Below are 20152 nucleotides of genomic sequence, written 5' to 3' on the forward strand. Positions count from 1 at the left end.
GGTCGCGGCAGGTCAGCGGGGGTGAACCCGCCCCGGGCGTCCGACGGTTCGAGAACGTCCGGCCCTGACCGGAACTGATCGTTCGACAGTCGGCCAAAGTCATGGGTTGGGACCGCGGATGGCGGGGAAACCCGGCCCGCGCCCCGGTGTTCGGTCACCTGATGTGCACAACTGGTCACTTTGAGCCGGATGGATGGCGCCAACTCCGGTCACTGACAGGTGAATATGCGCAAGAAGTGGACCTCATCCGACCACTTCGACCACGCGGTGTAGCTGTCATTGCACAAAGCGTTATTCTCTCCTGGATGCACCCCACCCGAACGTCCCCGTGACGGGTGGCCAGTGCGGCGTGCTCTCCGCACAGGCGGAGGTGATCCGTCCACAGTTCTGCCTCTGGGAGTCCCGTGTACCCACCCGTCCGGAACGACGCGCCAGCCACCTCCCGCCCGTCGACCGCCACTCTGCGCCGCGGTGTGCGCCTGGAACGGCTGTGGGCCGCGATCCGCGAGTTCGAACTGATCGTCCCCGTGCCGCAGCCCGCGGTGGCCGGTGCCGCGTTCGCCGCGCCCGCCCCCGCCGCGTTCACCGGGCCGCTGCTGCGCTCGACCACCACCGGCTCCGCCACCGGCCCCGCCGCCGCGGGCGGCACCTCCGGCGGCGCCCCGGCCGCCGGCCCGCGCGGCCGCACCGTGCCCGCCCCCGGCACCCGCGGCCGCTCCCGCAGCGCGCCCGCCGGGCCCGGCTACGACACCGAGCACAACCCGGTGGTGGAGCTGGTCGAACGGGCCCAGAACGGCGAGAGCGAGGCCTTCGGGCGGCTCTACGACCACTACGCCGACACCGTCTACCGGTACATCTACTACCGGGTCGGCAGCCGGGCCACCGCCGAGGACCTGACCAGCGAGACCTTCCTGCGCGCGCTGCGCCGGATCGGCACCTTCACCTGGCAGGGCCGCGACTTCGGCGCCTGGCTGGTGACCATCGCCCGCAACCTGGTGGCCGACCACTTCAAGTCCAGCCGGTTCCGGCTGGAGGTCACCACCGGCGAGATGCTGGACTCCAACGAGTGCGAGCGCAGCCCCGAGGAGTCGGTGCTGGAGTCGCTCTCCAACGCCGCCCTGCTGGACGCGGTGCGCCGGCTCAACCCGCAGCAGCAGGAGTGCGTCACGCTGCGCTTCCTGCAGGGCCTCTCGGTGGCCGAGACGGCCCGGATCATGGGCAAGAACGAGGGCGCCATCAAGACGCTGCAGTACCGGGCGGTGCGCACGCTGGCCCGCCTGCTGCCGCCGGACGCCAGGTGAGCCGCCGACCGTGGACGCGATAGCCCACAGACCGCCGTCGCCGCCCGCGGCGACCGGCGGACCGTCAACCCGCCCCGGCCGCTTGCACGTCCGGGTGACGGGGCGGTCATCTGCTCTGCTTAATACGCCAGGGGGGTCGTGCGTAACCGACTCCCGACACCGCTCGTTGGCCAGCGTGCAATCCTCCACCGGGCTCGCAGTCAAGTGGGAACTGGACCTGTCACCCGATGGTGTGGTTTCGGCCTGCCGGGACAACCAACCGGCGGGCCACGGTGTCGAAAACGACGAAGGGAGGTGTGGCCCGTGACGGCAAACGTGCTGGAGCACCGGCGGGCGAAGTCCTTCGCCGAGGCGCTGGAGGCCCACCAGAGTGACCACCGGAGCAGCGGCTCGCACCGGGCAGGCTCCGCCGCCATGACCGAGCTCCTCGCCACGGCCGACGCGCTCGGTGCGGTCCCCGCCCCCGAGCTCGCCGCCGAGACGCGGACGGTCCAACGCGCCCAGCTGATGGCCGCGTTCGAGCAGGCGTGGGCCGGCGGCGCCCCCACCGCGGTCCTCCCCGCCCAGCGCAGCCGGCGCCTGCGCGGCACCCGCTGGGGCCGCCGCCTCGCCATCGGCGGCCTGGTCGCCGGCGTCGCCGTCGGCTCCCTCGCCGGAGCCGCCGCCGCCTCCACCAACGCCCTCCCCGGGGACGCGCTGTACGGCATGAAGCGCGGCCTCGAAGGGCTCCGCCTCGACTGGGCCGACGACGACACCGAGCGCGGCGCGCTGCTGCTCCAGCAGGCCTCCACCCGCCTCGACGAGGCGCAGACCCTGCTCGACCGCGCCAACGGCCCGGCCGCGCTCAGCCCCGCCACCGTCGACCAGGTCCGCCGCGCGCTCGACGACATGCACGCCGAGGCGCTGCGCGGCCGCGACCTGCTGCGCGCCGTCTACCGCACCAACGGCTCGCTCACCCCGATGCGCCAGCTCGCCGGCTTCGCCGGGGAGGACCAGCGCTGGACGGCCCTGCAGTCCAAGCTGCCGTCCGGGCTCAGCACCCAGGCCTCCAAGGTCGACCAGCTCTTCGACGACATAAGCGAGGACGTCGCGCCGCTGCGGCTGGAGCAACTCCCCGGCCAGGGCGGCAGCGACGGCAGCGGGGCGGCCACCGGCGGCTCGGGCGGCGAGAGCGGCGGCACCGGCACGGGCACCGACCGGCAGCCCCTGCTCCCCGGCATCGGCGGTTCCGGCGGCGCGAGCGGCGGCCACGACCCGGCCGCCGCCCCCACCGGCCGGTCCACCCCGGCGCCCACCGCCCCCACCGCGGGCGGCCTCGGCGACCTCCTCGGCGGTCTCACCGGCACCGGCGCCACCCCTGCCGCGACCGGCTCCGCGGCCCCCGCGGCGGGCGCCACCCCCGCCCCCTCCGGCTCCCCCGCCGCACCCCCGGCGGACACCGGCCAGGGCATCACCATCCCGCCGCTCATCCCGGGCCTGCTGCCGGGGCTGACGCTCCAGTAGGGCGGGCGCGACGACAGCACGCGCACCGACGGGGGTGCGGGGCGCAGCAGTTCTCCCCGCACCCCCGTCGTCGCCCTCGCTCGCCTCAGCCGGATCAGCCGGATCAGCCGAAGACGGAACGCCGTTGCACCAGCAGCTTGTACAGCGTGTGCTGGATGGTCTCGCGGACCTGGTCGGTGAGGTTGAAGACCAGCATCGGGTCCTCGGCCGCGTCCTTCGGGTAGCTGTCGGTGGGGATGGGCTCGCCGAACTGGATGGTCCACTTGGTGGGGAGCGGGATCGCCCCGAGCGGCCCGAGCCAGGGGAAGGTCGGCGTGATCGGCACGTAGGGCAGGCCGAGCAGCCGGGCCAGCGTCTTGAAGTTGCCGATCATCGGGTAGGTCTCCTCGGCGCCGACGATCGAGCAGGGCACGATCGGGACGCCGGCCCGCAGCGCGGAGGCGACGAAGCCGCCGCGGCCGAAGCGCTGGAGCTTGTAGCGGTCGGCGAAGGGCTTGCCGATGCCCTTGAAGCCCTCGGGCCAGACGCCGACGACCTCGCCGCGCTCCAGCAGGGTCTGGGCGTCCTCGTTGCAGGCCAGGGTGTGTCCGGCCTTGCGGGCGAGTTCGTTGACCACGGGGAGGACGAAGACCAGGTCGGCGGCGAGCATCCGCAGGTGCCGGTCGGCGTGGTCGTGGACGGCGACCTGGGTCATCAGGGCGTCCAGCGGGATGGTGCCGGAGTGGTTGGCGACGATGAGGACGCCGCCCTCGGCGGGGATGTGCTCGGTGCCGCGGACGTCGATCCGGAAGTACTTCTCGGCGAGCGGCCGGAGCAGGGCGAGGAAGACCTCCTCGGTGAGCTCCCGGTCGAAGCCGAAGTCGTCGACCTCGTAGTCGCCGGTGAGGCGGCGGCGCAGGAAGCCGAGGCCGTTGGTGGCGCGCTCCTCCCAGCCCTTGCCCAGGACGCGGGTGGCGGCGGCGCCGAACTGTCCGGCGAGGGCGGTGCCGAGGCTGTCGGCGATCCGGTCGGCGAGGCCGGGCCGGGGGTCGGGGCCGTTCCAGCTGGGGGCGGACTCGATCGGGATGACCTTGGCCGCCGGGTCGGCGGGTTCCCGGGCGGCTGTCATCGCGGCCTCGTTTCCTGGTGCGGGGTGGGGTGGTGGTCGCCGGGCATCCCGGCGAGCCGGGCGGCGACGCGGTCGGTGACGGCGGTGAGCCGCTCGGGCGGGAGCGGCCCGGCAGAGGTGTGGGCGACGAAGTCGGCGAAGGCCTCGGCGGTGGTCCAGCGCGGGGCGTAGCCGAACCGGTCGCGGAGCTGGGCGGTGTCCACCACCCGTCCGTGGGTGAGGAGTTGGAGCTGCTCCTGGGAGAAGGCCCGGTCCGCGGGGGCGGACAGCTGCCGGGCGAGGCGGCCGACCAGGCCGAGCGCGGGGCGCAGCAGCGGGACGGTGGGGCGGCCGAGGCGGCGGGCGCACTGGGAGAGCAGCAGGACGCCGTCCCCGGCGACGTTGTAGGTGCCGGGGGCGGCGCCGAGCGCGGCCAGCCGGAGCACCTCCAGGGCGTCGTCCTCGTGGACGAACTGCAGCCGGGGGTCGTGCCCGAACGCGGTGGGCAGCACGGGGAGGCGGAAGTACGCGGCGAGCGGGGTGTCGCCGTCCGGGCCGAGGATGTTGGCGAAGCGCAGCACGGTGACGTCGACGTCGGGGCGGCGGCGGGCGAAGCCGCGGACGTAGCCCTCGACCTCGGCGGCGTCCCGGGCGAAGCCGCCGGGGGGCAGGGCCTTGGGCTGCGTCCGCTCGCCGAACACGGCCGGGTCGCGGGGTGCCGAACCGTACACGGCGGTGGTGGACTTCACGACCAGGCGGCGCACCCCCGGGGCCTGCTGGCAGGCGCCGAGCAGCTGCATGCTGCCGATGACGTTGCTCTCCTTCACCGCGGCCCGGCCGCCGTGGCCGAGCGCGGTGACGTTGAGGTGCACGACGGTGTCGACGCCGTGCTCGGCGATCACCCGGGCGACCGCCGGGCGCCGCGGGTCGACCTGGGCGTACCGGACGCCGGGCGGCAGGTCGGACGGCGGCGGGGCGGCGTCGACGCCGACCACCCGGTCCACCCCGGGCTGCCCGGCGATCCGCCCGGCGAACCGCGCGCCGAGCGGGCGCGCCACCCCGGTGACGAGCACGACCTTGCCCACGCTGCCCCGACCTCCCTGGACGCCCACCCTGGTGTGCACCGTACCGCGCGGAGGTCACGGGGGCTGAAACGCCACTGCCCGCCCCGGGGATTTCTCCCTGGGACGGGCAGCGGCACACCGTCGGCGCCAGTTCTACCTGCGTAGCTGAACGCGTGTGCGGGGGATCGTCCCCGCGAGAGCGAGGATGGCGCCGAACGGTGTTACTTCTTGTTGCGACGCTGGACGCGAGTCCGCTTCAGAAGCTTGCGGTGCTTCTTCTTGGCCATACGCTTGCGACGCTTCTTGATGACAGAGCCCACGGAATTTCCTCGCTCACTCGGACCCGCGCCCGTGAGAGACGGGAGTCCATACGACTGACGGAGGGCCTAGCCTACCGTCCACGTCGCGTTTGCCGTAATCGGTCCCCCTCGCGGGGTTCCGGGCTACGCGCTCTCCAAGCGCACGTAGGACTCCTGGAGGTATTCGTGCACCTTCTGCTCGGGCACCCGGAAGGAGCGTCCGACCCGGATGGCCGGAAGCTCGCCGCTGTGCACGAGGCGGTAGACCGTCATCTTCGACACCCGCATCACCGAGGCGACCTCGGCCACGGTCAGGAAGACGACATCCTGCAGGGGACGCTCGCCGGAACTCATGACCCATCACCCGACCCTTACCCGTGTGCAAGGCACCGGCTTCCCCTCCGGTGACTCCACCGGCACACGTGTATCCCCAGAGTAGTTATGCGTGGTACGGGTGGGAAGAGGGGGGCCCTCACCTGTTGTACGGTGCGAGATCCGCCCGTTGCAGTACGTAGTCGCTCAGCGGAACGTAGCAGCTCGGGGCCGAGCCGTCCTCCAGCGGTACGACCACCTCGACGAGGCCGTCCGCCTCGGCCGCGAACGGGGCGACGTCGTTGCAGTCGGCGACGCCCCCGGCCGGGATGCCGAGGCGGCCCGCGCCGCACAGCCAGCCGTGGTCGCCCAGCACCAGGTCGGGCGGGCGGTGCCCGGCGTCGACGAGGGCGGCCAGGGCCAGCCGGACGGGCAGCGGGGAGTGGGTGTGCGCGAGGTCGCCGGGGCCGGGGCGGCCGGGCCCGTCGGGGCCGTCCAGGGCGCGCACCACCAGGACGCCGTCGAGCACGTCGAGGTAGCGGGGGCGCTCCCCCTCGGGGGTGGGCTCGCGGAAGCGCACGCCCCGCGCGGGGGTGTGCACGGTGCAGCCGGCCGCTTCGAGCGCCTCGGCCAGCGCGCGGTGGAAGCCCGCGAGCTTGGTCGGGTGGCCGGTGCCCGCGAGGACGCTGCCGCGCCGGTCGGCGGTGCGGCGCAGCAGCCGGGCGAGGCGGTCCAGGGCGTCGAGGGTGCGGTCGGGGTCGATGGAGTCCGGGCCCCGGGTGTGGCGCGGGTCGGGGTTCACGCCGACGCGTTCGACCATCAGCCGCAGCACGGCGTCATCGTCCCGGCGGGGCTCCGGGTCCAGCCCCATCAGGGCCTTGGGGTCGGCCTGGGCGAACAGCCGGTAGTGCCGCAGGTTGTTCTGCCGGGGCGTCGGGACCTCGGGCCCGGCCAGGCGGTGCTTGACCAGGTAGGCGCGCAGCTCGTCGCGGGCGGTCACGGGATCAGCCCGTGCTGCGGGAGGACGGCCCGGCGGGTGGCCAGGACGGCCTGGTCGAGGCGGTCGGCGGGGTCGTAGCCGCCGTCGTGGAAGTCGGACCAGTGCGGGGTCGCGCCGTCGGTCATCCGCAGCGGGGCGGGGCGCCGGGTCAGCCGGTACACCTCGGCGCGCCACTCCTCGGGGGTCTCGGTGGCCGGGTCGACGGGGTGGCCGGCGGCGGTGGCGACCAGGTGCGTCCAGGTGCGGGGCACCACGTCGACCACCGCGTACCCGCCGCCGCCGGTGGCGATCCAGCGGCCGTCGGCGTGCTCGTGGGCGAGGCGGTGGACCGCCTCGGCGACGATCCGCTGGGCGTCGACGGTGACGGCGAGGTGGGCCAGCGGGTCCTCGACGTGGGTGTCGGCGCCGTGCTGGCTGACGATCACCTGCGGGCGGAACGCGGCCAGCAGCTCCGGCACCAGGGCGTGGAAGGCGCGCAGCCACCCGGCGTCGCCCGTCCCGGCGGGCAGCGCGAGGTTGGCGGCGGTGCCCGCGGCGTCCGGCCCGCCGGTCTCGGTGGCCCAACCGGTCTGCGGGAACAGCGTGGTGGGGCTCTCGTGCAGCGAGACGGTCAGCACCCGGGGGTCGTTCCAGAACGCCTGCTGCACGCCGTCGCCGTGGTGGACGTCCACGTCCACGTAGGCGACCCGCTCGGCGCCGAGTTCGAGCAGCCGGGCGATGGCCAGCGCCGGGTCGTTGTAGATGCAGAACCCGGACGCCTGCCCGGGCATCGCGTGGTGCAGCCCGCCCGCGAAGTTCACCGCGTGCGGGGTCTCCCCGCGCCACACCGCCTCGGCGGCGGCCACCGACTGCCCGGCGATCAGCGCGGAGGCGGTGTGCAGCCCCGGGAACGCCCAGTTGTCGTCCGTCCCCAGCCCGTGCGCGGCGTCCACGGCGGACGGGTCGGCGGCGGCCCGCTTCACCGCCGCCACGTACGCGGCGGTGTGCACCAGCCGCAGCGTGGAGTCCCCGGCGGGCGGCGCCGAACGCACCGTCACCGACGGCTGCCCCGTCAGCCCCAGCGACTCGACCAGCCGCATCGTCAGCGCGAGTCGCGTCGGGTCCATCGGGTGCCCGGGCCCGAAGTCGTATCCGGTCTCTGCCTCGTCCCAGAACAGGTGCAGTCCGCAGGTGGTGTCCGCCATGACCGACACCGTATCGGGGACGGCCCCGGCTCCCGGCGCGCCGGTCCGGACGTGATCCGGGGGCGAAGCAATCCGACTTCTCCGCTCAGGATCTGATGCCCGATCAGGCGTTAACCGACCGGATCGTGACCGTCCGTCGACCGCTTGGCGCGGAGCGTAGTCATGGTGTTACGTTCCGCAGCACCTCAGCGAAAAGATTCGCCCCGGCGGTGCTCGAACACCCCGGGGCACGACACAGGAGCCAACACTCCCATGCGAGTTCATCGTACCGCCCACCGTTCCCGCTTCACCGTCTTCCCGAACGAAATGCTGCAACAGGTCGGGTTGCGCAACGCGCCGCGGGGGCTGCTCACCTTCCTGCTCTCCCTCCCCGACGAGTGCCGGATGACCGCCAAGCAGATGGCGCGGACGACGGGCGACAGCCTCTACTCGACCCGCCGCTCGCTGCGGGAGCTCACCGCCGCCGGTTACTACATCGTCGTCAGGATCAAGCTGCCCAACGGCCGGTTCAACTCCGTGCAGCACGTCACGGACACTCCGCACCAGTTCGGACCGGGTGACGGCTTTCCGGCACCCGGTTCTCGTGCACCCTCCAAGACAAAGAAACCAAGCAAAGAAACCCCCCTCCCGCCCCTCCTGCCCGAACCTCCCGTGGTTCCGCGCCCGCGAACCGAAACGCCGCCACCGGCGGCGCCGAAACCGCCCGCGCCCCGCCGCCCCGCGCCCGTCCTGGACGGGCGGGCCAGGGCCGCCGCCGACACGCTGCTGCGCGTCGTCCGCTCCGAGCCCCGGCTGCGGATCGGCGAGGCCGAGGCGGCCCGCCTCGCGCCGCTGGTCATGGGCTGGATCGACCGCGGCAGCAGCGCCTCCGACCTGGCCGCCGCCCTGCTGCCCGGCCTCCCCGAGCACGTCCACTCCCCCACCGGGTTCCTCCACCGCCGCCTGACCGACAAACTCCCCGCCACCTTCGCCCCACAGGCCCCCGTCCCCGTCTGCGACTCCTGCCGCAACCCCGTCCCCCGCCCGGGCCTCTGCGCGCCCTGCGCCCAGACCCCGCCCCCCGCCCCGATCACCCCCGGCACCGGCCCCGCCCTGGCCCGCGAGGCCCTCCGCCGCGCCCGGGCGGCCGCCTCCTGACCGCTCCGGGCTCAGGCCGGGGCCTTCGCCAGGTCGGGCCGGTCGTCGGCCGGGGCCGGGGCGAAGTGCGGGGCGAGCGGGAGGACGGCCAGGACGAGGAGCATGGGGGCGCAGAAGGCCCAGCGGTAGTCGGAGAGTTCGGCGAGGGCTCCGACCAGGGGGGAGCCGATCAGGAAGCCGACGTAGTTGAAGAGGTTGAGGCGGGCGACGGCGGCGTCGCTGGCGTGCGGGAAGAGGCGGCCGCCCGCGGCGAAGACCTGGGGGATGATCGCGCAGATGCCGAAGCCGAGGACGGTGAAGCCGAGGACGCCGGTCCAGGTGCCGGGGGCGAGGACGGCGATCAGGAAGCCCGCGGCGGCGACGGCGGTGCCGGTGCGGACGACGGGGAGGACGGTGAAGCGCTGGACGGCGCGGTCGCCGACGGCGCGGCCGAGCAGCATGGCGACCATGTAGCCGAGGTAGGAGAACTTGGCGAGGTCCTCGGGGCTGTGCAGGCCGTCGGTGAGGTACTTGACGCTGTAGTTGGAGACCGAGGCGTCGGCGATGTACGCGAAGGCCATCACGGCGCACAGCGGGAGCAGCGGCTTCCAGGGGATGCGGCGGGCGGCGAGGGCGGCGGCCTCGCGGACGGCGTCGCCGAGTTCGGCGGGGCCCGCGAACCGGCGTCCGGCGACGATCGCGGCGGGGACGAGGACGGCCGCGGCACCGCCGAACAGCAGGGGCAGTCCGGCGTCCCGGTGGGCGCCGACCGCGGCGATCGCGGCGCCGACGATGCCGCCGAGGCTGAACGCGGCGTGGAAGCCGATCATGATGCTGCGGCCGTAGCGGTGCTGGAGGCCGACGCCGAGCATGTTCATGGAGGCGTCGAGGGCGCCGACCAGGAGGCCGAACAGGCCGAGGGCGACCGCGAGTTGCCACAGCCGGGAGCCGAGGCCGGTGAGGGCGAGGGTGAGGCAGAGCGCGGGTTGGACGACGCGCAGGACGCCGCGGGCGGTGGTGCGTTCGACCAGCCGCTCGGAGGCGATCGAGCCGACGCCGGCCAGGATCGGGACGGCGGCGAGGAAGACGGGGAGCAGGCCGTCGCTGAGGCCGTAACGTTTCTGCAGTTCGGTGATGCAGGTGACCAGCAGGGCGAAGGTGGTGCCCTGGAGGAAGAAGGAGACGGCCAGCGCGGCCCGGGCCTGCCGGAGCCGGGGAGTGGGTTCGGCCGGGGCCGTGACCTGCATCGGGACCTCGCTCACCACCGACGCTACCGGCCGGTACGCAACTGTTGGGCAGAGCGTAGGCGGTCGGCGGCGCCCGCGGGAGGGGGGCGGAGGGATCAGTTCGGCAGCAGCGCGATCGCCTCGTCCAGCGCGGTGAGCAGCCCGGTCGCGCCCGCCGAGGTGAGCTTGGCCGGGTCGGTGAGCGCCGCGTAGCCGTACACGTCCATCCCGGCGGCGCGGGCGGCCAGGACGCCGTTGCGGCTGTCCTCCAGGACGAGGCAGCGGGCCGGGTCGACGCCCATGGTGCGGGCGGCGTGCAGGAACAGGTCGGGGGCGGGCTTGCCGACGCCGACGTCCTGGGCGGAGAACAGCAGCTCGTCGGTGAAGTACCCGGACAGGCCGGTGAGGCGGTGCGCGGTGCGGATCCAGGAGTGGTGGGCGGAGGAGGCGACGCAGTAGCGGACGCCGTGCTCCCGGAGGTGCCCGAGCAGCTGCTCCGCCCCGGCGACCGGCTTCAGCTCGTCCGCGAAGGCGGCGAACACCCGGTCGTGGAACAGGTCGTCGAAGCCCTCCGGGAGGCGCGCGCCGTACCGCTCGGCGACGACGTCGTGCACGGTGTGCGCGGCGGTGCCCATGAAGTCCCGGTAGGAGTCCTCGATGGTGGTGGGGTGGCCGAGCTCGGTCAGGTACTCGGCGAGCACCCGGTTGGAGATCGGCTCGCTGTCCACCAGCACGCCGTCGTTGTCCAGGATCAGCAGGTCGTAGCCCGTGTCGTCGCTCACGGGGTCCGAGCCTACTTGCCGCCGCCGGCCAGCTCCCGGGAGCGGTCCCGGGCGGCCTCCAGGGCGCCGAGCAGGGCGGCCCGGACGCCGTGGTTCTCCAGCTCGCGGATGGCGGCGATGGTCGTCCCGGCCGGGGAGGTGACGGCCTCGCGGAGCTTCACGGGGTGCTCGCCGGAGTCGCGCAGCATCACCGAGGCGCCGATCGCGGACTGCACGATCAGCTCGTGCGCGACCTGCCGGGGCAGGCCGAGCAGGATGCCCGCGTCGATCATCGCCTCGACCAGGAAGTAGAAGTACGCGGGGCCGGAGCCGGACAGCGCGGTGGCGGCGTCCTGCTGCCCCTCCGGGACGCGCAGCGCCTTGCCGACCGAGCGGAAGATCGCCTCGGTGCGGGCCAGGTGCGCCTCGGTGGCGTGCGAGCCGCCCGAGATGACGCTCATGCCCTCGTCGACCAGGACGGGCGTGTTGGGCATCACCCGGACGACCGGGGTGCCGGGGGCGAGGCGCTCCTCGAACCAGGCGGTGGGGATGCCCGCGGCGGCCGAGACGACCAGCTTGTCGGCGGCGACGTGCTCGGCCAGCTCCTCCAGCAGGGTGCCCATGTCCTGCGGCTTGACCGCGAGGATCAGGGTGTCGGCGAGCTTGGCGGCCTCGGCGTTGGTGACGGTGGTGACGCCGTAGCGGTCGGCGAGCTCGGTGGCGCGCTCGGCGCGGCGGGCGGTGACCAGGACGTCGGCGGGCGACGCACCGGCCCGCAGCAGGCCGGAGAGCAGGGCCTCGCCGATCTTGCCCGTCCCGAGGAAGGCGATCTTCTGGTCGACGGTGGGGCTGTCGCTCATGGTGCGTACCTCCGTGCGCTGCGGTTGCTGTCCGCCATCTTGCCCCGGGACCGGCCGCCCCGGCGGAGGTGTCCACCCTGCGGGCGGCACCCCAGTAGGGGGAATCTCAGGGGTGCGGGCTCTGGATTCCGGGGCCGGGCGGGAGCACCGTGGAGGCATGGGACACGGAGAGTTGTCAGGACGTGAGAACCGCCAGGTCGCCGTCGCCGCCGCGACGCTCGGGCCGTGGCGGACGGCGGCGGCGGTGGGCACGGTGGTCGGCGGGGCCGCGCTCGCGGTGGAAGTGGTCACCCTCGACTGGTCGTTGGACATCCTGTCCTGGCCGGTGAGCTTGGGGCTGTTCTTCTTCTTCCTGGTCGGCACGGTCGGCGGCCGGCTGCGCGGCGGCGGCGACCGGCGGCTGCGCCGCTGGGCGGACGAGCACCCGTGGCAGTCCGCGCTGCCCGCCGCCGGGGCGCTGCTGGCCCTGGACACCCTGGTGCTGTGGCTGCTGGGCGACCACAGCCTGTTCGGGGCGCTGTTCACCTCGCTGCTCCCGGCCGGGGCGCTGCTCGCGGTGGCGGGCGTGGCGGGGGCGGTGAAGGCGGCCCGCAAGGGCTGACGGCGCGTCATGTCCGACCCCCGTCGTCGGGCTGTCGGCGGTGGTCGGCATACTTCCGGCCGTGCCGACGATAGATGAGCCGAGGCCGGACGACGGCGGCCCCGGCAGACCCGACGACCCCTTCGAGGGGCTGGTGCTGGACGAGGAGTTCGTCCGGTCCGCGACGAACAAGGAGGCGTCCGGGCGGGCCCGGATGCTGACCGAGCGGTGGAAGAAGAACCCGCCGCCGGAGAACGAGCCGTGGCGCCCGACGACGGAGGTCCGCCCCGTCACGCAGATCCGCCGCTCCCGGTGGCGCCGCCGGGCCCGCCCGGTGGGGCGCTACCCGAGGGCGCGGTGGCGGCCGGGCGTGGGCAGCGCGCTGGCGCTGCTGACGGTGCCGGTGCTGGTGCTGATCGGGCTGGCGTCCCTCGGCGACGGTTCGACGCTCCCGCCGAAGTCCTCCGCGCTGCCCACCCTGGGCGCGGAGACCGCCCCGCCGAGCAGCGCCCCGCCCGCCGTGGACCCGGACGTGCCGACCCCGGAGCGCCCCTGGGCGGGTTCGCCCGCCGAGGCCTGGCCGAACGGCGCGGACGGCATCGGGATGCCCGACAGCATGCCCGCGACGGGCGTGTTCAGCGCGAAGCAGGTGGCCGCGAACGTGGACGCGGTGAAGGCGTACCTGGTCGCCGGCAACCTCGATCCGCAGGTGCTGTCGGGCAGGAGCGCCCAGCCCGTCCTGGACCTGCTGGACGAGCGGGACGCGGCCGACCTCGCCAAGGCGGTGGCCCACCCGACCGTCGAGGACAACCCGACCGACTGGCTGAGCCGTTTCAACCCGGCCTGGGCGGTACCGGTCACCGACCAGGTCAAGGTGCAGGGCTCGATCAGCTTCAAGGACGACGGCGAGAACGGCATGCTGGTGCACACCGACGTGACCTACGTGTACGCGCTGCGCCCCGGCCCGGACGCCGGGAAGACCACCGACAGTGCGCGTCCGGCCTCCTGGGTGCAGGCCGACCACAGCCGGGAGGTGACCCGGGAGATCGTCAGGCGCTCGCAGGACTTCCGGTTCTACGACCCGAAGCACTACAAGGTGACGCCCGGCAAGCCGGTGCTCAGCCACAGCAGCAGCGAGTTCGGCAACAACCGATGCGAGATGGGCTCCGGCTACCTGGAACCGGAGTTCGACTTCATGCGAGCCACCCCCACCGGCCCGGCCCCGAGCGGCCCGGAGTCCGACCCGTACGACCGGACCAAGCCGATGCGGACGGACGGGGAGTGCGGGCAGATCAGCCGCAGCTGACGGACGCTCAGGCCCGCCGCCGGGCCGCCCTGCGGGCCTCGCGCTCCGCCCGGGCGGCCCGGCGGCGGTGCCAGGTGGCGTTCTCCTGGTCGTAGGCGGCGCGCTTGAGGCCCTCGCCGGGGGCCTCGACCAGGCTGCGGGCGAAGTAGACGGCCAGGGCGCCGACGAAGCCGACCAGCCAGACCCCGGCGAGCTGCTTCTCCTCGGCCGCCCAGCCGGTCAGCGACTCCTTGCCCTCGGTGAGGATCTTCCAGTTCCGCAGCCCCGCCATGGCGGAGCAGAGGCCGAGGGCGAGGGTCAGCAGCAGGGTGAGCGGGGCGGCGCCGGAGAGCCGGACGCCGGAGACGCCCAGGCGCAGCGCGAACGCCCCCGCGGCGGTGGCCGCGAGGGCGCCGAGCGGGACGACGGCGCGGCGCAGCCAGTAGGCGGTGCCGCGGTCGACCCAGGTGGTGCCGAACCAGCGGATCGGCGGGGGGACGGGGGCCCCGTCCGCGGTGGTGGTCGCGCTCGTCGTGCTCGTCGTGCTCACGGTCCGATTATCACCACGAACGGGGGCCCTCCCCCGGGTGCCACGCGCCTCAGCCGAGCTTGGAGACGTCCCGGACGGCGCCCTTGTCGGCGGAGGTGGCCATCGCCGCGTACGCCCGGAGCGCGGCCGAGACCTGGCGGTCGCGGTTCTTCGGGCGGTAGCCGCCCTCGGACTCCAGCTTGAGCCGGCGCTCGTGCAGCTCCTCGAAGGAGACGTCCAAGTTGATGGTGCGGGCCGGGATGTCGATGGTGATCGAGTCGCCGTCCTCGACCAGGGCGATGGCGCCGCCGGAGGCCGCCTCCGGGGAGACGTGGCCGATGGAGAGGCCGGAGGTGCCGCCGGAGAAGCGGCCGTCGGTGATCAGCGCGCAGGCCTTGCCCAGGCCGCGGCCCTTCAGGAACGAGGTCGGGTAGAGCATCTCCTGCATGCCCGGGCCGCCCTTGGGGCCCTCGTAGCGGATGACCACCACGTCGCCCTCGGTGATCTCCTTGCGGAGGATCTTGTCGACGGCCTCGTCCTGGGACTCGCAGACCACGGCCTTGCCCTGGAAGCGCCAGATCGACTCGTCCACGCCCGCGGTCTTCACCACGCAGCCGTCCTCGGCGATGTTGCCGTAGAGCACCGCGAGGCCGCCCTCGACCGAGTAGGCGTGCTCGACGCTGCGGATGCAGCCGCCCGCGGCGTCGGTGTCCAGGGTGTCCCAGCGCTCGGACTGGCTGAACGCCTCGGCGGAGCGGACGCAGCCGGGGGCGGCGTACCAGAGGTCGACGGCCTCCTCGGAGGCCGAGCCGCCGCGCACGTCCCAGGTCTTCATCCACTCGGCGAGCGAGTCGGAGTGCACGGTGTGCACGTCCTCGTGCAGCAGGCCGCCGCGGTACAGCTCGCCGAGGATGGCGGGGATGCCGCCGGCCCGGTGCACGTCCTCCATGTAGTAGGAGCCGTTCGGGGCGACCTTGGACAGGCAGGGGACCTTGCGGGAGATGCTGTCGATCACCCGCATGTCGAAGTCGACCTCGGCCTCCTGGGCGGCGGCCAGCAGGTGCAGGATCGTGTTGGTGGAGCCGCCCATCGCGATGTCCAGCGCCATGGCGTTCTCGAACGCGGCCCGGGTGGCGATGTTGCGCGGCAGCACCGAGTCGTCGTCGCCGCCGTAGTAGCGGTTGGTGATGTCGACGACGGTGCGCCCGGCCTGCTCGTACAGGGCGCGGCGGCCGGTGTGGGTGGCCAGCAGCGAGCCGTTGCCGGGCAGCGAGAGGCCGATCGCCTCGGTCAGGCAGTTCATCGAGTTGGCGGTGAACATGCCGGAGCAGGAGCCGCAGGTCGGACAGGCGTTCTCCTCGATGATCGAGATGTCCGCGTCGGAGACGTTCTCGTTCACCGCCTGGGAGATCGCGTCGACCAGGTCCAGCTTGCGGACGGTGCCGTCGACCAGGGTGGCCTTGCCGGCCTCCATCGGGCCGCCGGAGACGAAGACCGTCGGGATGTTCAGGCGCAGCGCGGCCATCAGCATGCCGGGGGTGATCTTGTCGCAGTTGGAGATGCAGATCAGCGCGTCGGCGCAGTGCGCGTTGACCATGTACTCGACCGAGTCGGCGATCAGGTCGCGCGAGGGCAGCGAGTACAGCATGCCGTCGTGGCCCATCGCGATGCCGTCGTCGACCGCGATGGTGTTGAACTCGCGCGGGATGCCGCCCGCCTGCTTGATCGCCTCGGAGACGATCCGGCCGACCGGCTGCAGGTGGGTGTGGCCCGGGACGAACTCGGTGAAGGAGTTGGCGACCGCGACGATCGGCTTGCCGAAGTCCTCGCGGGCTACGCCCGCGGCGCGCAGAAGGGCGCGCGCGCCCGCCATGTTGCGACCCTGGGTGACCGTGTTGGACCTCAGCTGGGGCATCGTTGCCGCTCCTTCAGGAGACTTTCGGGATCCGTCGAGCCTACGCCCGCACCGGCCGCTTCCGGACCCGGTGTCCGCGATGCGGTCAGTGCGGGCGCGTCCGGCGGACGCCCCGGCTACGGTTTCGGCGCCACGAGGACGTCCAGCCGGTACGGCTCGACCACCTGCCCGTCCGGGAACTCCGCGAGCAGCGCCTCCCGCTCCGCGGCCAGCACCGGGGCCCGCTGCTCGGGTTCCAGCACCGCGAAGTACGAGCGGGAGGTCAGGTCGTCGATCACCTGTTCCACCGGGACGCACCGCTCCCAGCGCAGCTGCGCGGTGCGCACCTCCAGGCCCGACTCCGTCAGGTCCCGGTGCCGGACGTTCACCCCGCCGTAGTGGTGGTAGGTCGGCAGGGCCGCGACCATCCGCGCCTGCTGCGCGGCCAGCCACGGCACCTCGTAGTCCTTCACGTTCCACCACACCGCGAGCGCGCCGCCCGGGCGCAGCACCCGCAGCGCCTCCGGGATCGAGCGCCCCGGCTCGGTCCAGTGGAACGCCTGGGCGTACGTCACGAAGTCCACCGAGGCGTCGTGGAAGGGCAGTTCGTCGCCGGTGGCCTTCACCACCGGCAGCTCGGGGCTGACCTCGCGCAGCACCGCCGCCATCCCCCCGCTCGGCTCGACCGCGACCACCCGGGCGCCGCGCCCGGCCAGCAGCCTGGTCGCGATGCCGGTGCCCGCGCCCACGTCCAGCACGTCGGCGCCGTCCAGCGGGCGGCCGGACAGCCGCTCCAGCTCGTCGAACAGCTCCGCCGGGTAGGACGGCCGGGCGGCCTGGTACTGCGCGGCCACCGGGCCGAAGGAGTTGGCGTGCGTCTTCACGTCGTCCATGTCGTTCCCGTTCCTCGTTCCTCCGGTCATGCCCAGCTGCGCGAGCACAGCACCAGGCGGTAGCCGTCCGGGTCGCGCACGGTGACGCCGTGCTCGTCCCAGTACGGGTTGTGCGCGGCGACCCTGGTGCCGCCGGCCCGCACCAGCCGCTCCACCAGCGCCTGCTCCACCGGCCCGCCCAGGTACAGCACGAACAGGTCGTCGACGGTCGGGGTCGGCTCCAGCGGGCGCTCCGGGTCGAGGGTCAGCTCGAAGTGCCAGCCGCCGCCCGGGAAGCCGACCATCACCAGGTCGTGCTCGCCGGGCACCCGCTCGGCGGTGCGCCACAGCACCGACAGGCCCAGGCCCTCGGTCCAGAACCGCTCGGCGGCCGCCAGGTCCCGGGAGGGGCGGGCGTGCCGGACGTGGGTGGCAGCGCCGATCACCCGAGCTCCGCCTTCCACACCGGGCTGTCCACGTAGTGGTTGTCGTAGCGTTCCGCCGACGCGCGGATCTCCGCCGGGTCGGCCTCGCCGCGGGTCACCCGGCTCAGCAGGCGCAGGTAGTCGAAGCGGCCCAGGCCCGGGGTGAAGGTGAACAGCACGTCCGCGGTGCGGCCCTTCGCGGCGGCGAAGGCGTGCGGGGTGCCCGGCGGCACCGCCAGGAAGTCGCCCTGCTCCAGCACCACCACGCGGTCGTCGACCAGCACCCGCAGGGCGCCGTCCAGCACGAAGAACAGCTCGCTGGCCCGGGTGTGGAAGTGCGCGGGGGCGCCGACCGCGCCCTCGGCGAAGGCGGAGCGGTAGGTGGTGTGCCCGGCGTCCTCCCCCAGCAGGGACATCACGCTGCTCGGGTCCTTGCACGTCTCCGCCTCGTGGGCGCGTACCGGCTCGACCGGGAATTCGTCGATCATGCGGCCGACCCTAGGGCCAACTCGCCGCCCGCGCACACGTTTTGTGGACAAACGGCCCCTCAGGATCCCGGCCTGGCCGTCGCCAGGTGCAGCCTGGTGAACGCCAGCGCCTCCGCCAGGTCCGCCTCCCGCTCCGCCGGGCCGCCCGACTTGCGGGTGTTCACCTCCAGCACCACGTGCCCGTCGAACCCCGTCCGCGCCAGCCGCTCCAGCAGCTCCGCGCACGGCTGCTTGCCCCGCCCCGGGATCAGGTGCTCGTCCTTCCCCGACCCCGACCCGTCCGCCAGGTGCACGTGCGCCAGCCGGTCGCCCATCCGCCCCACCAGTTCGAGCGCGTCCGTCCGGGAGGTCGCCGCGTGCGACAGGTCGACGGTGAAGTGCCGGTACGCCTCGTCCGTCACGTCCCAGCCCGGCGCGTACGCCAGCACCTCGCGGTCCCGGTAGCGCCACGGGTACATGTTCTCCACCGCGAACCGGACGTCCGTCTCCCCCGCCATCCGGTCGATGCCCGCCACGAACTCCTTGGCGTACTGCCGCTGCCACCGGAACGGCGGGTGCACCACCACCGCGTCCGCCCCCAGCCGCTCCGCCGCCCGCCGGGCCCGCACCAGCTTCGTCCACGGGTCCGTCGTCCAGACCCGCTGGGTGATCAGCAGGCACGGCGCGTGCACCGCCAGGACCGGCACCCCGTACCGGTCCGAGAGCCGCCGCAGCGCCTCCACGTCCTGGCTCACCGGGTCGTTCCAGACCATCACCTCGACGCCGTCGTACCCCAGCCGGGCCGCCAGCTCGAACGCCGTCTCCGTCGTCGACGGGTACACCGACGCCGTCGACAGCGCGACCTTCGTCCCCGGCACGTGCAGCCCCGGGTGCGGCGGCGGCCACCCCGGCCGCTCCAACTTCCGCCGCGCCGCCCTGGCGGCCCGCGCCGCCTTCAACGGCAGGGGGCCGCGCCTCGACCGCCGCTCGTCCGCCGAATCCGCCACGCCAACCAGACTAGGTCACGCCCGCAAAACCAAGAACGCGAAGAACGGCTGCGCCGAGCCCCGCGAAGTACGGCTGCGCCGAGCCCCGCGAAGCCGGGGGCGCGAAGACCGGCTGCGCCGAGCCCCGCGAAGCCAGGGGCGCGAGGAACTGCGCGGCCAACCGAGCACGCACAGCCGGATCGCGACGTGGGCAATGGCTTGCACTATCCCCCGACCTTGCTGGCGTTCACGTGGTCGGGCGCGCAGTTCCTCGCGCCCCTGGCTTCGCGTGGGTGGGCGCAGCCGTTCTCCTCGCGCCCCCGGCTTCGCGTCGGTGGGCGCAGCAGTTCTCCCCGCACCCCCGGCTTCGCGTCGGTGGGCGCAGCAGTTCTCCCCGCGCCCCCGGCTTCGCGTCGGTGGGGGCGTGTCGCAGGCGCTATGCCTCGATGGCGGTTCGGCTCTCGTGGCCGTCCATCGTGTCCAGCCGTCGCAGGATGATCCCCTCGCGCAGCGCCCACGGGCAGATGTCGAGTTCCTCCAGGCCGAAGAGGTCCATCGCCGCGTCGGCGACCAGTGCGCCGGCCAGCAGTTGGCGGGCGCGGCCCGGGGAGACGCCGGGGATCTGGGCGCGTTCGCCCGGTGTCATCGCGGCGAGGCGGGGCAGCCACGCGGAGAGGCCGGCCCGGGTGAGCCTGCGGGGGACGCGGACGCCCGCGCCCTCGGGGGCGGCGCCGGTCATCCGGGCGAGCTGCTTGAAGGTCTTGGAGGTGGCCACCGCGTGGTCGGGCGGTCCGAGGCGGGTGAGGTCGCCGACCGTCCCGGCGATCTCGGCGCGGATGTGCCGCCGCAGTTCGCGCAGGTCGCCGGGGTCGGCGACCTCGCCGGGGAGGCGGGAGGTGAGGCGTCCGGCGCCGAGCGGGAGGGAGGTGGCGACGTCGGGCTGCTCGTCGATGCCGCAGGCGACCTCCAGCGAGCCGCCGCCGATGTCGAGGTTGAGCAGGCGGCCGGAGGACCAGCCGAACCAGCGGCGGACGGCGAGGAAGGTGAGCCGTGCCTCGTCCTGCCCGGACAGGACGGTGAGCGCGACGCCGGTCTCGTCCGCGACCCGGCGCAGCACCTCCTCGCCGTTGGCGGCCTCCCGGACCGCGGAGGTCGCGAACGGCAGCAGGTCGACGACGCCCTTGTCCTCGGCGACCCGGAGCGAGGAGGCGACCATCGAGACCAGGCGTTCGACACCGGCCTCGCTGATCGCCCCGTTCTCCTCCAGCAGCTCGGCGAGGCGCAGTTCGGCCTTGTGGGAGTAGGCGGGCAGCGGGGCCGCGCCGGGGTGGGCGTCCACCACGAGGAAGTGGACGGTGTTGGAGCCTACGTCGAGCACACCGAGTCGCATGACCGTCCAAC

Annotated in this window: 21 protein-coding genes; 5 read left to right on the forward strand and 16 right to left on the reverse strand. The window is 73.9% G+C overall.

The genetic code is table 11. The features are described from left to right. Positions 1 to 404 precede the first annotated feature (404 nt). Positions 405 to 1301, forward strand: a complete 897-nt coding sequence (locus tag OO57_RS11635; RefSeq protein WP_418909882.1) for an ECF subfamily RNA polymerase sigma factor, BldN family — start codon at positions 405 to 407, stop codon at positions 1299 to 1301. A gap of 303 nt (positions 1302 to 1604) precedes the next feature. Continuing rightward, positions 1605 to 2804 (forward strand): DUF5667 domain-containing protein, encoded by a 1200-nt coding sequence (locus OO57_RS11640; protein ID WP_033252301.1) that lies wholly within the window; start codon positions 1605 to 1607, stop codon positions 2802 to 2804. Between the two features lie 103 nt (positions 2805 to 2907). On the opposite strand, the gene OO57_RS11645 is transcribed toward OO57_RS11640, so the two are convergent. The 6 genes from OO57_RS11645 to OO57_RS11665 all read right to left on the reverse strand — a co-directional run bounded on the left by OO57_RS11645 (position 2908) and on the right by OO57_RS11665 (position 7750). Next, positions 2908 to 3912 (reverse strand): lysophospholipid acyltransferase family protein, encoded by a 1005-nt coding sequence (locus OO57_RS11645; RefSeq protein ID WP_033252302.1) that lies wholly within the window; start codon positions 3910 to 3912, stop codon positions 2908 to 2910. After that, positions 3909 to 4976, reverse strand: coding sequence for an NAD-dependent epimerase/dehydratase family protein (locus OO57_RS11650; protein ID WP_033252303.1), 1068 nt, complete (start codon positions 4974 to 4976; stop codon positions 3909 to 3911). Before OO57_RS11650 ends, OO57_RS11645 begins: the two co-directional genes overlap by 4 nt. A gap of 200 nt (positions 4977 to 5176) precedes the next feature. Beyond that, positions 5177 to 5275, reverse strand: coding sequence for a 30S ribosomal protein bS22 (locus OO57_RS40945; RefSeq protein WP_003948845.1), 99 nt, complete (start codon positions 5273 to 5275; stop codon positions 5177 to 5179). 123 nt (positions 5276 to 5398) lie between these two features. Then, on the reverse strand, positions 5399 to 5608 hold the full coding sequence (locus tag OO57_RS11655) for a helix-turn-helix domain-containing protein (protein ID WP_014136488.1): 210 nt from the start codon (positions 5606 to 5608) through the stop codon (positions 5399 to 5401). A 118-nt stretch (positions 5609 to 5726) separates the two neighbouring features. Continuing rightward, positions 5727 to 6566 (reverse strand): phosphatase, encoded by an 840-nt coding sequence (locus tag OO57_RS11660; protein ID WP_033252304.1) that lies wholly within the window; start codon positions 6564 to 6566, stop codon positions 5727 to 5729. Further along, positions 6563 to 7750 carry an acetoin utilization protein AcuC gene (locus tag OO57_RS11665; protein WP_033252305.1) on the reverse strand — a complete coding sequence of 396 codons (1188 nt, stop codon included), beginning with the start codon at positions 7748 to 7750 and terminating at the stop codon, positions 6563 to 6565. Before OO57_RS11665 ends, OO57_RS11660 begins: the two co-directional genes overlap by 4 nt. A 252-nt stretch (positions 7751 to 8002) precedes the next feature. Between OO57_RS11665 and OO57_RS11670 the strand changes: the two genes are divergently transcribed. After that, on the forward strand, positions 8003 to 8887 hold the full coding sequence (locus OO57_RS11670; RefSeq protein ID WP_158715094.1) for a hypothetical protein: 885 nt from the start codon (positions 8003 to 8005) through the stop codon (positions 8885 to 8887). Positions 8888 to 8898: 11 nt separating this feature from the next. Here OO57_RS11670 and OO57_RS11675 read toward each other — a convergent pair whose 3' ends face one another. The 3 genes from OO57_RS11675 to proC all read right to left on the reverse strand — a co-directional run bounded on the left by OO57_RS11675 (position 8899) and on the right by proC (position 11713). Next, the gene (locus OO57_RS11675; protein ID WP_051777303.1) at positions 8899 to 10113 is read right to left on the reverse strand and encodes an MFS transporter; all 1215 of its coding nucleotides are present in this window, start codon (positions 10111 to 10113) and stop codon (positions 8899 to 8901) included. A 95-nt stretch (positions 10114 to 10208) separates the two neighbouring features. Beyond that, a complete protein-coding gene (locus OO57_RS11680) occupies positions 10209 to 10874 on the reverse strand; it encodes an HAD family hydrolase (protein WP_033252307.1) in 666 nt (221 codons plus the stop codon). A gap of 11 nt (positions 10875 to 10885) precedes the next feature. Further along, positions 10886 to 11713, reverse strand: a complete 828-nt coding sequence (gene proC / locus OO57_RS11685; RefSeq protein WP_033252308.1) for a pyrroline-5-carboxylate reductase — start codon at positions 11711 to 11713, stop codon at positions 10886 to 10888. Positions 11714 to 11870: 157 nt separating this feature from the next. Here proC and OO57_RS11690 point away from each other — a divergent pair, with 157 nt between their 5' ends. Both OO57_RS11690 and OO57_RS11695 read left to right on the forward strand, forming a co-directional pair. Further along, entirely contained in the window at positions 11871 to 12314 is a 444-nt protein-coding gene (locus OO57_RS11690) for a hypothetical protein (protein ID WP_158715095.1), read from the forward strand. Between the two features lie 61 nt (positions 12315 to 12375). Next, positions 12376 to 13599, forward strand: a complete 1224-nt coding sequence (locus tag OO57_RS11695) for a hypothetical protein (RefSeq protein ID WP_158715096.1) — start codon at positions 12376 to 12378, stop codon at positions 13597 to 13599. A gap of 7 nt (positions 13600 to 13606) precedes the next feature. Here OO57_RS11695 and OO57_RS11700 read toward each other — a convergent pair whose 3' ends face one another. From OO57_RS11700 to OO57_RS11730, 7 genes are all read right to left on the reverse strand, one after another. Continuing rightward, positions 13607 to 14128 carry a hypothetical protein gene (locus OO57_RS11700; RefSeq protein WP_033252311.1) on the reverse strand — a complete coding sequence of 174 codons (522 nt, stop codon included), beginning with the start codon at positions 14126 to 14128 and terminating at the stop codon, positions 13607 to 13609. Between the two features lie 49 nt (positions 14129 to 14177). Continuing rightward, positions 14178 to 16022 (reverse strand): dihydroxy-acid dehydratase, encoded by a 1845-nt coding sequence (gene ilvD, locus OO57_RS11705; protein ID WP_033252312.1) that lies wholly within the window; start codon positions 16020 to 16022, stop codon positions 14178 to 14180. A 116-nt stretch (positions 16023 to 16138) separates the two neighbouring features. After that, the gene (locus tag OO57_RS11710; protein WP_033252313.1) at positions 16139 to 16894 is read right to left on the reverse strand and encodes a class I SAM-dependent methyltransferase; all 756 of its coding nucleotides are present in this window, start codon (positions 16892 to 16894) and stop codon (positions 16139 to 16141) included. Between the two features lie 26 nt (positions 16895 to 16920). Then, a complete protein-coding gene (locus OO57_RS11715) occupies positions 16921 to 17319 on the reverse strand; it encodes a VOC family protein (RefSeq protein WP_033252314.1) in 399 nt (132 codons plus the stop codon). After that, positions 17316 to 17786 (reverse strand): cupin domain-containing protein, encoded by a 471-nt coding sequence (locus OO57_RS11720; protein WP_033252315.1) that lies wholly within the window; start codon positions 17784 to 17786, stop codon positions 17316 to 17318. The genes OO57_RS11715 and OO57_RS11720 overlap by 4 nt, the downstream gene beginning before the upstream one ends. 59 nt (positions 17787 to 17845) lie before the next feature. Beyond that, complete coding sequence (locus OO57_RS11725; RefSeq protein ID WP_033252340.1) at positions 17846 to 18649, reverse strand: sugar phosphate isomerase/epimerase family protein; 804 nt, start codon at positions 18647 to 18649, stop codon at positions 17846 to 17848. A 538-nt stretch (positions 18650 to 19187) separates the two neighbouring features. Further along, positions 19188 to 20141 carry a hypothetical protein gene (locus OO57_RS11730; protein ID WP_033252316.1) on the reverse strand — a complete coding sequence of 318 codons (954 nt, stop codon included), beginning with the start codon at positions 20139 to 20141 and terminating at the stop codon, positions 19188 to 19190. Positions 20142 to 20152: the final 11 nt, after the last annotated feature.

It is taken from the genome of Kitasatospora phosalacinea (assembly GCF_000717185.1).
Lineage (GTDB): Bacteria > Actinomycetota > Actinomycetes > Streptomycetales > Streptomycetaceae > Kitasatospora > Kitasatospora phosalacinea_A.

Coding starts and splice junctions, on each gene's coding strand:
- OO57_RS11730 (WP_033252316.1), bottom strand. CDS start 20,141: ATGCGACTCGGTGTGCTCGACGTAGGCTCCAACACCGTCCACTTCCTC.
- ilvD (WP_033252312.1), bottom strand. CDS start 16,022: ATGCCCCAGCTGAGGTCCAACACGGTCACCCAGGGTCGCAACATGGCG.
- OO57_RS11665 (WP_033252305.1), bottom strand. CDS start 7,750: ATGGCGGACACCACCTGCGGACTGCACCTGTTCTGGGACGAGGCAGAG.
- OO57_RS11675 (WP_051777303.1), bottom strand. CDS start 10,113: ATGCAGGTCACGGCCCCGGCCGAACCCACTCCCCGGCTCCGGCAGGCC.
- OO57_RS11670 (WP_158715094.1), top strand. CDS start 8,003: ATGCGAGTTCATCGTACCGCCCACCGTTCCCGCTTCACCGTCTTCCCG.
- OO57_RS11710 (WP_033252313.1), bottom strand. CDS start 16,894: ATGGACGACGTGAAGACGCACGCCAACTCCTTCGGCCCGGTGGCCGCG.
- proC (WP_033252308.1), bottom strand. CDS start 11,713: ATGAGCGACAGCCCCACCGTCGACCAGAAGATCGCCTTCCTCGGGACG.
- OO57_RS11720 (WP_033252315.1), bottom strand. CDS start 17,786: ATGATCGACGAATTCCCGGTCGAGCCGGTACGCGCCCACGAGGCGGAG.
- OO57_RS11655 (WP_014136488.1), bottom strand. CDS start 5,608: ATGAGTTCCGGCGAGCGTCCCCTGCAGGATGTCGTCTTCCTGACCGTG.
- OO57_RS11645 (WP_033252302.1), bottom strand. CDS start 3,912: ATGACAGCCGCCCGGGAACCCGCCGACCCGGCGGCCAAGGTCATCCCG.
- OO57_RS11690 (WP_158715095.1), top strand. CDS start 11,871: ATGGGACACGGAGAGTTGTCAGGACGTGAGAACCGCCAGGTCGCCGTC.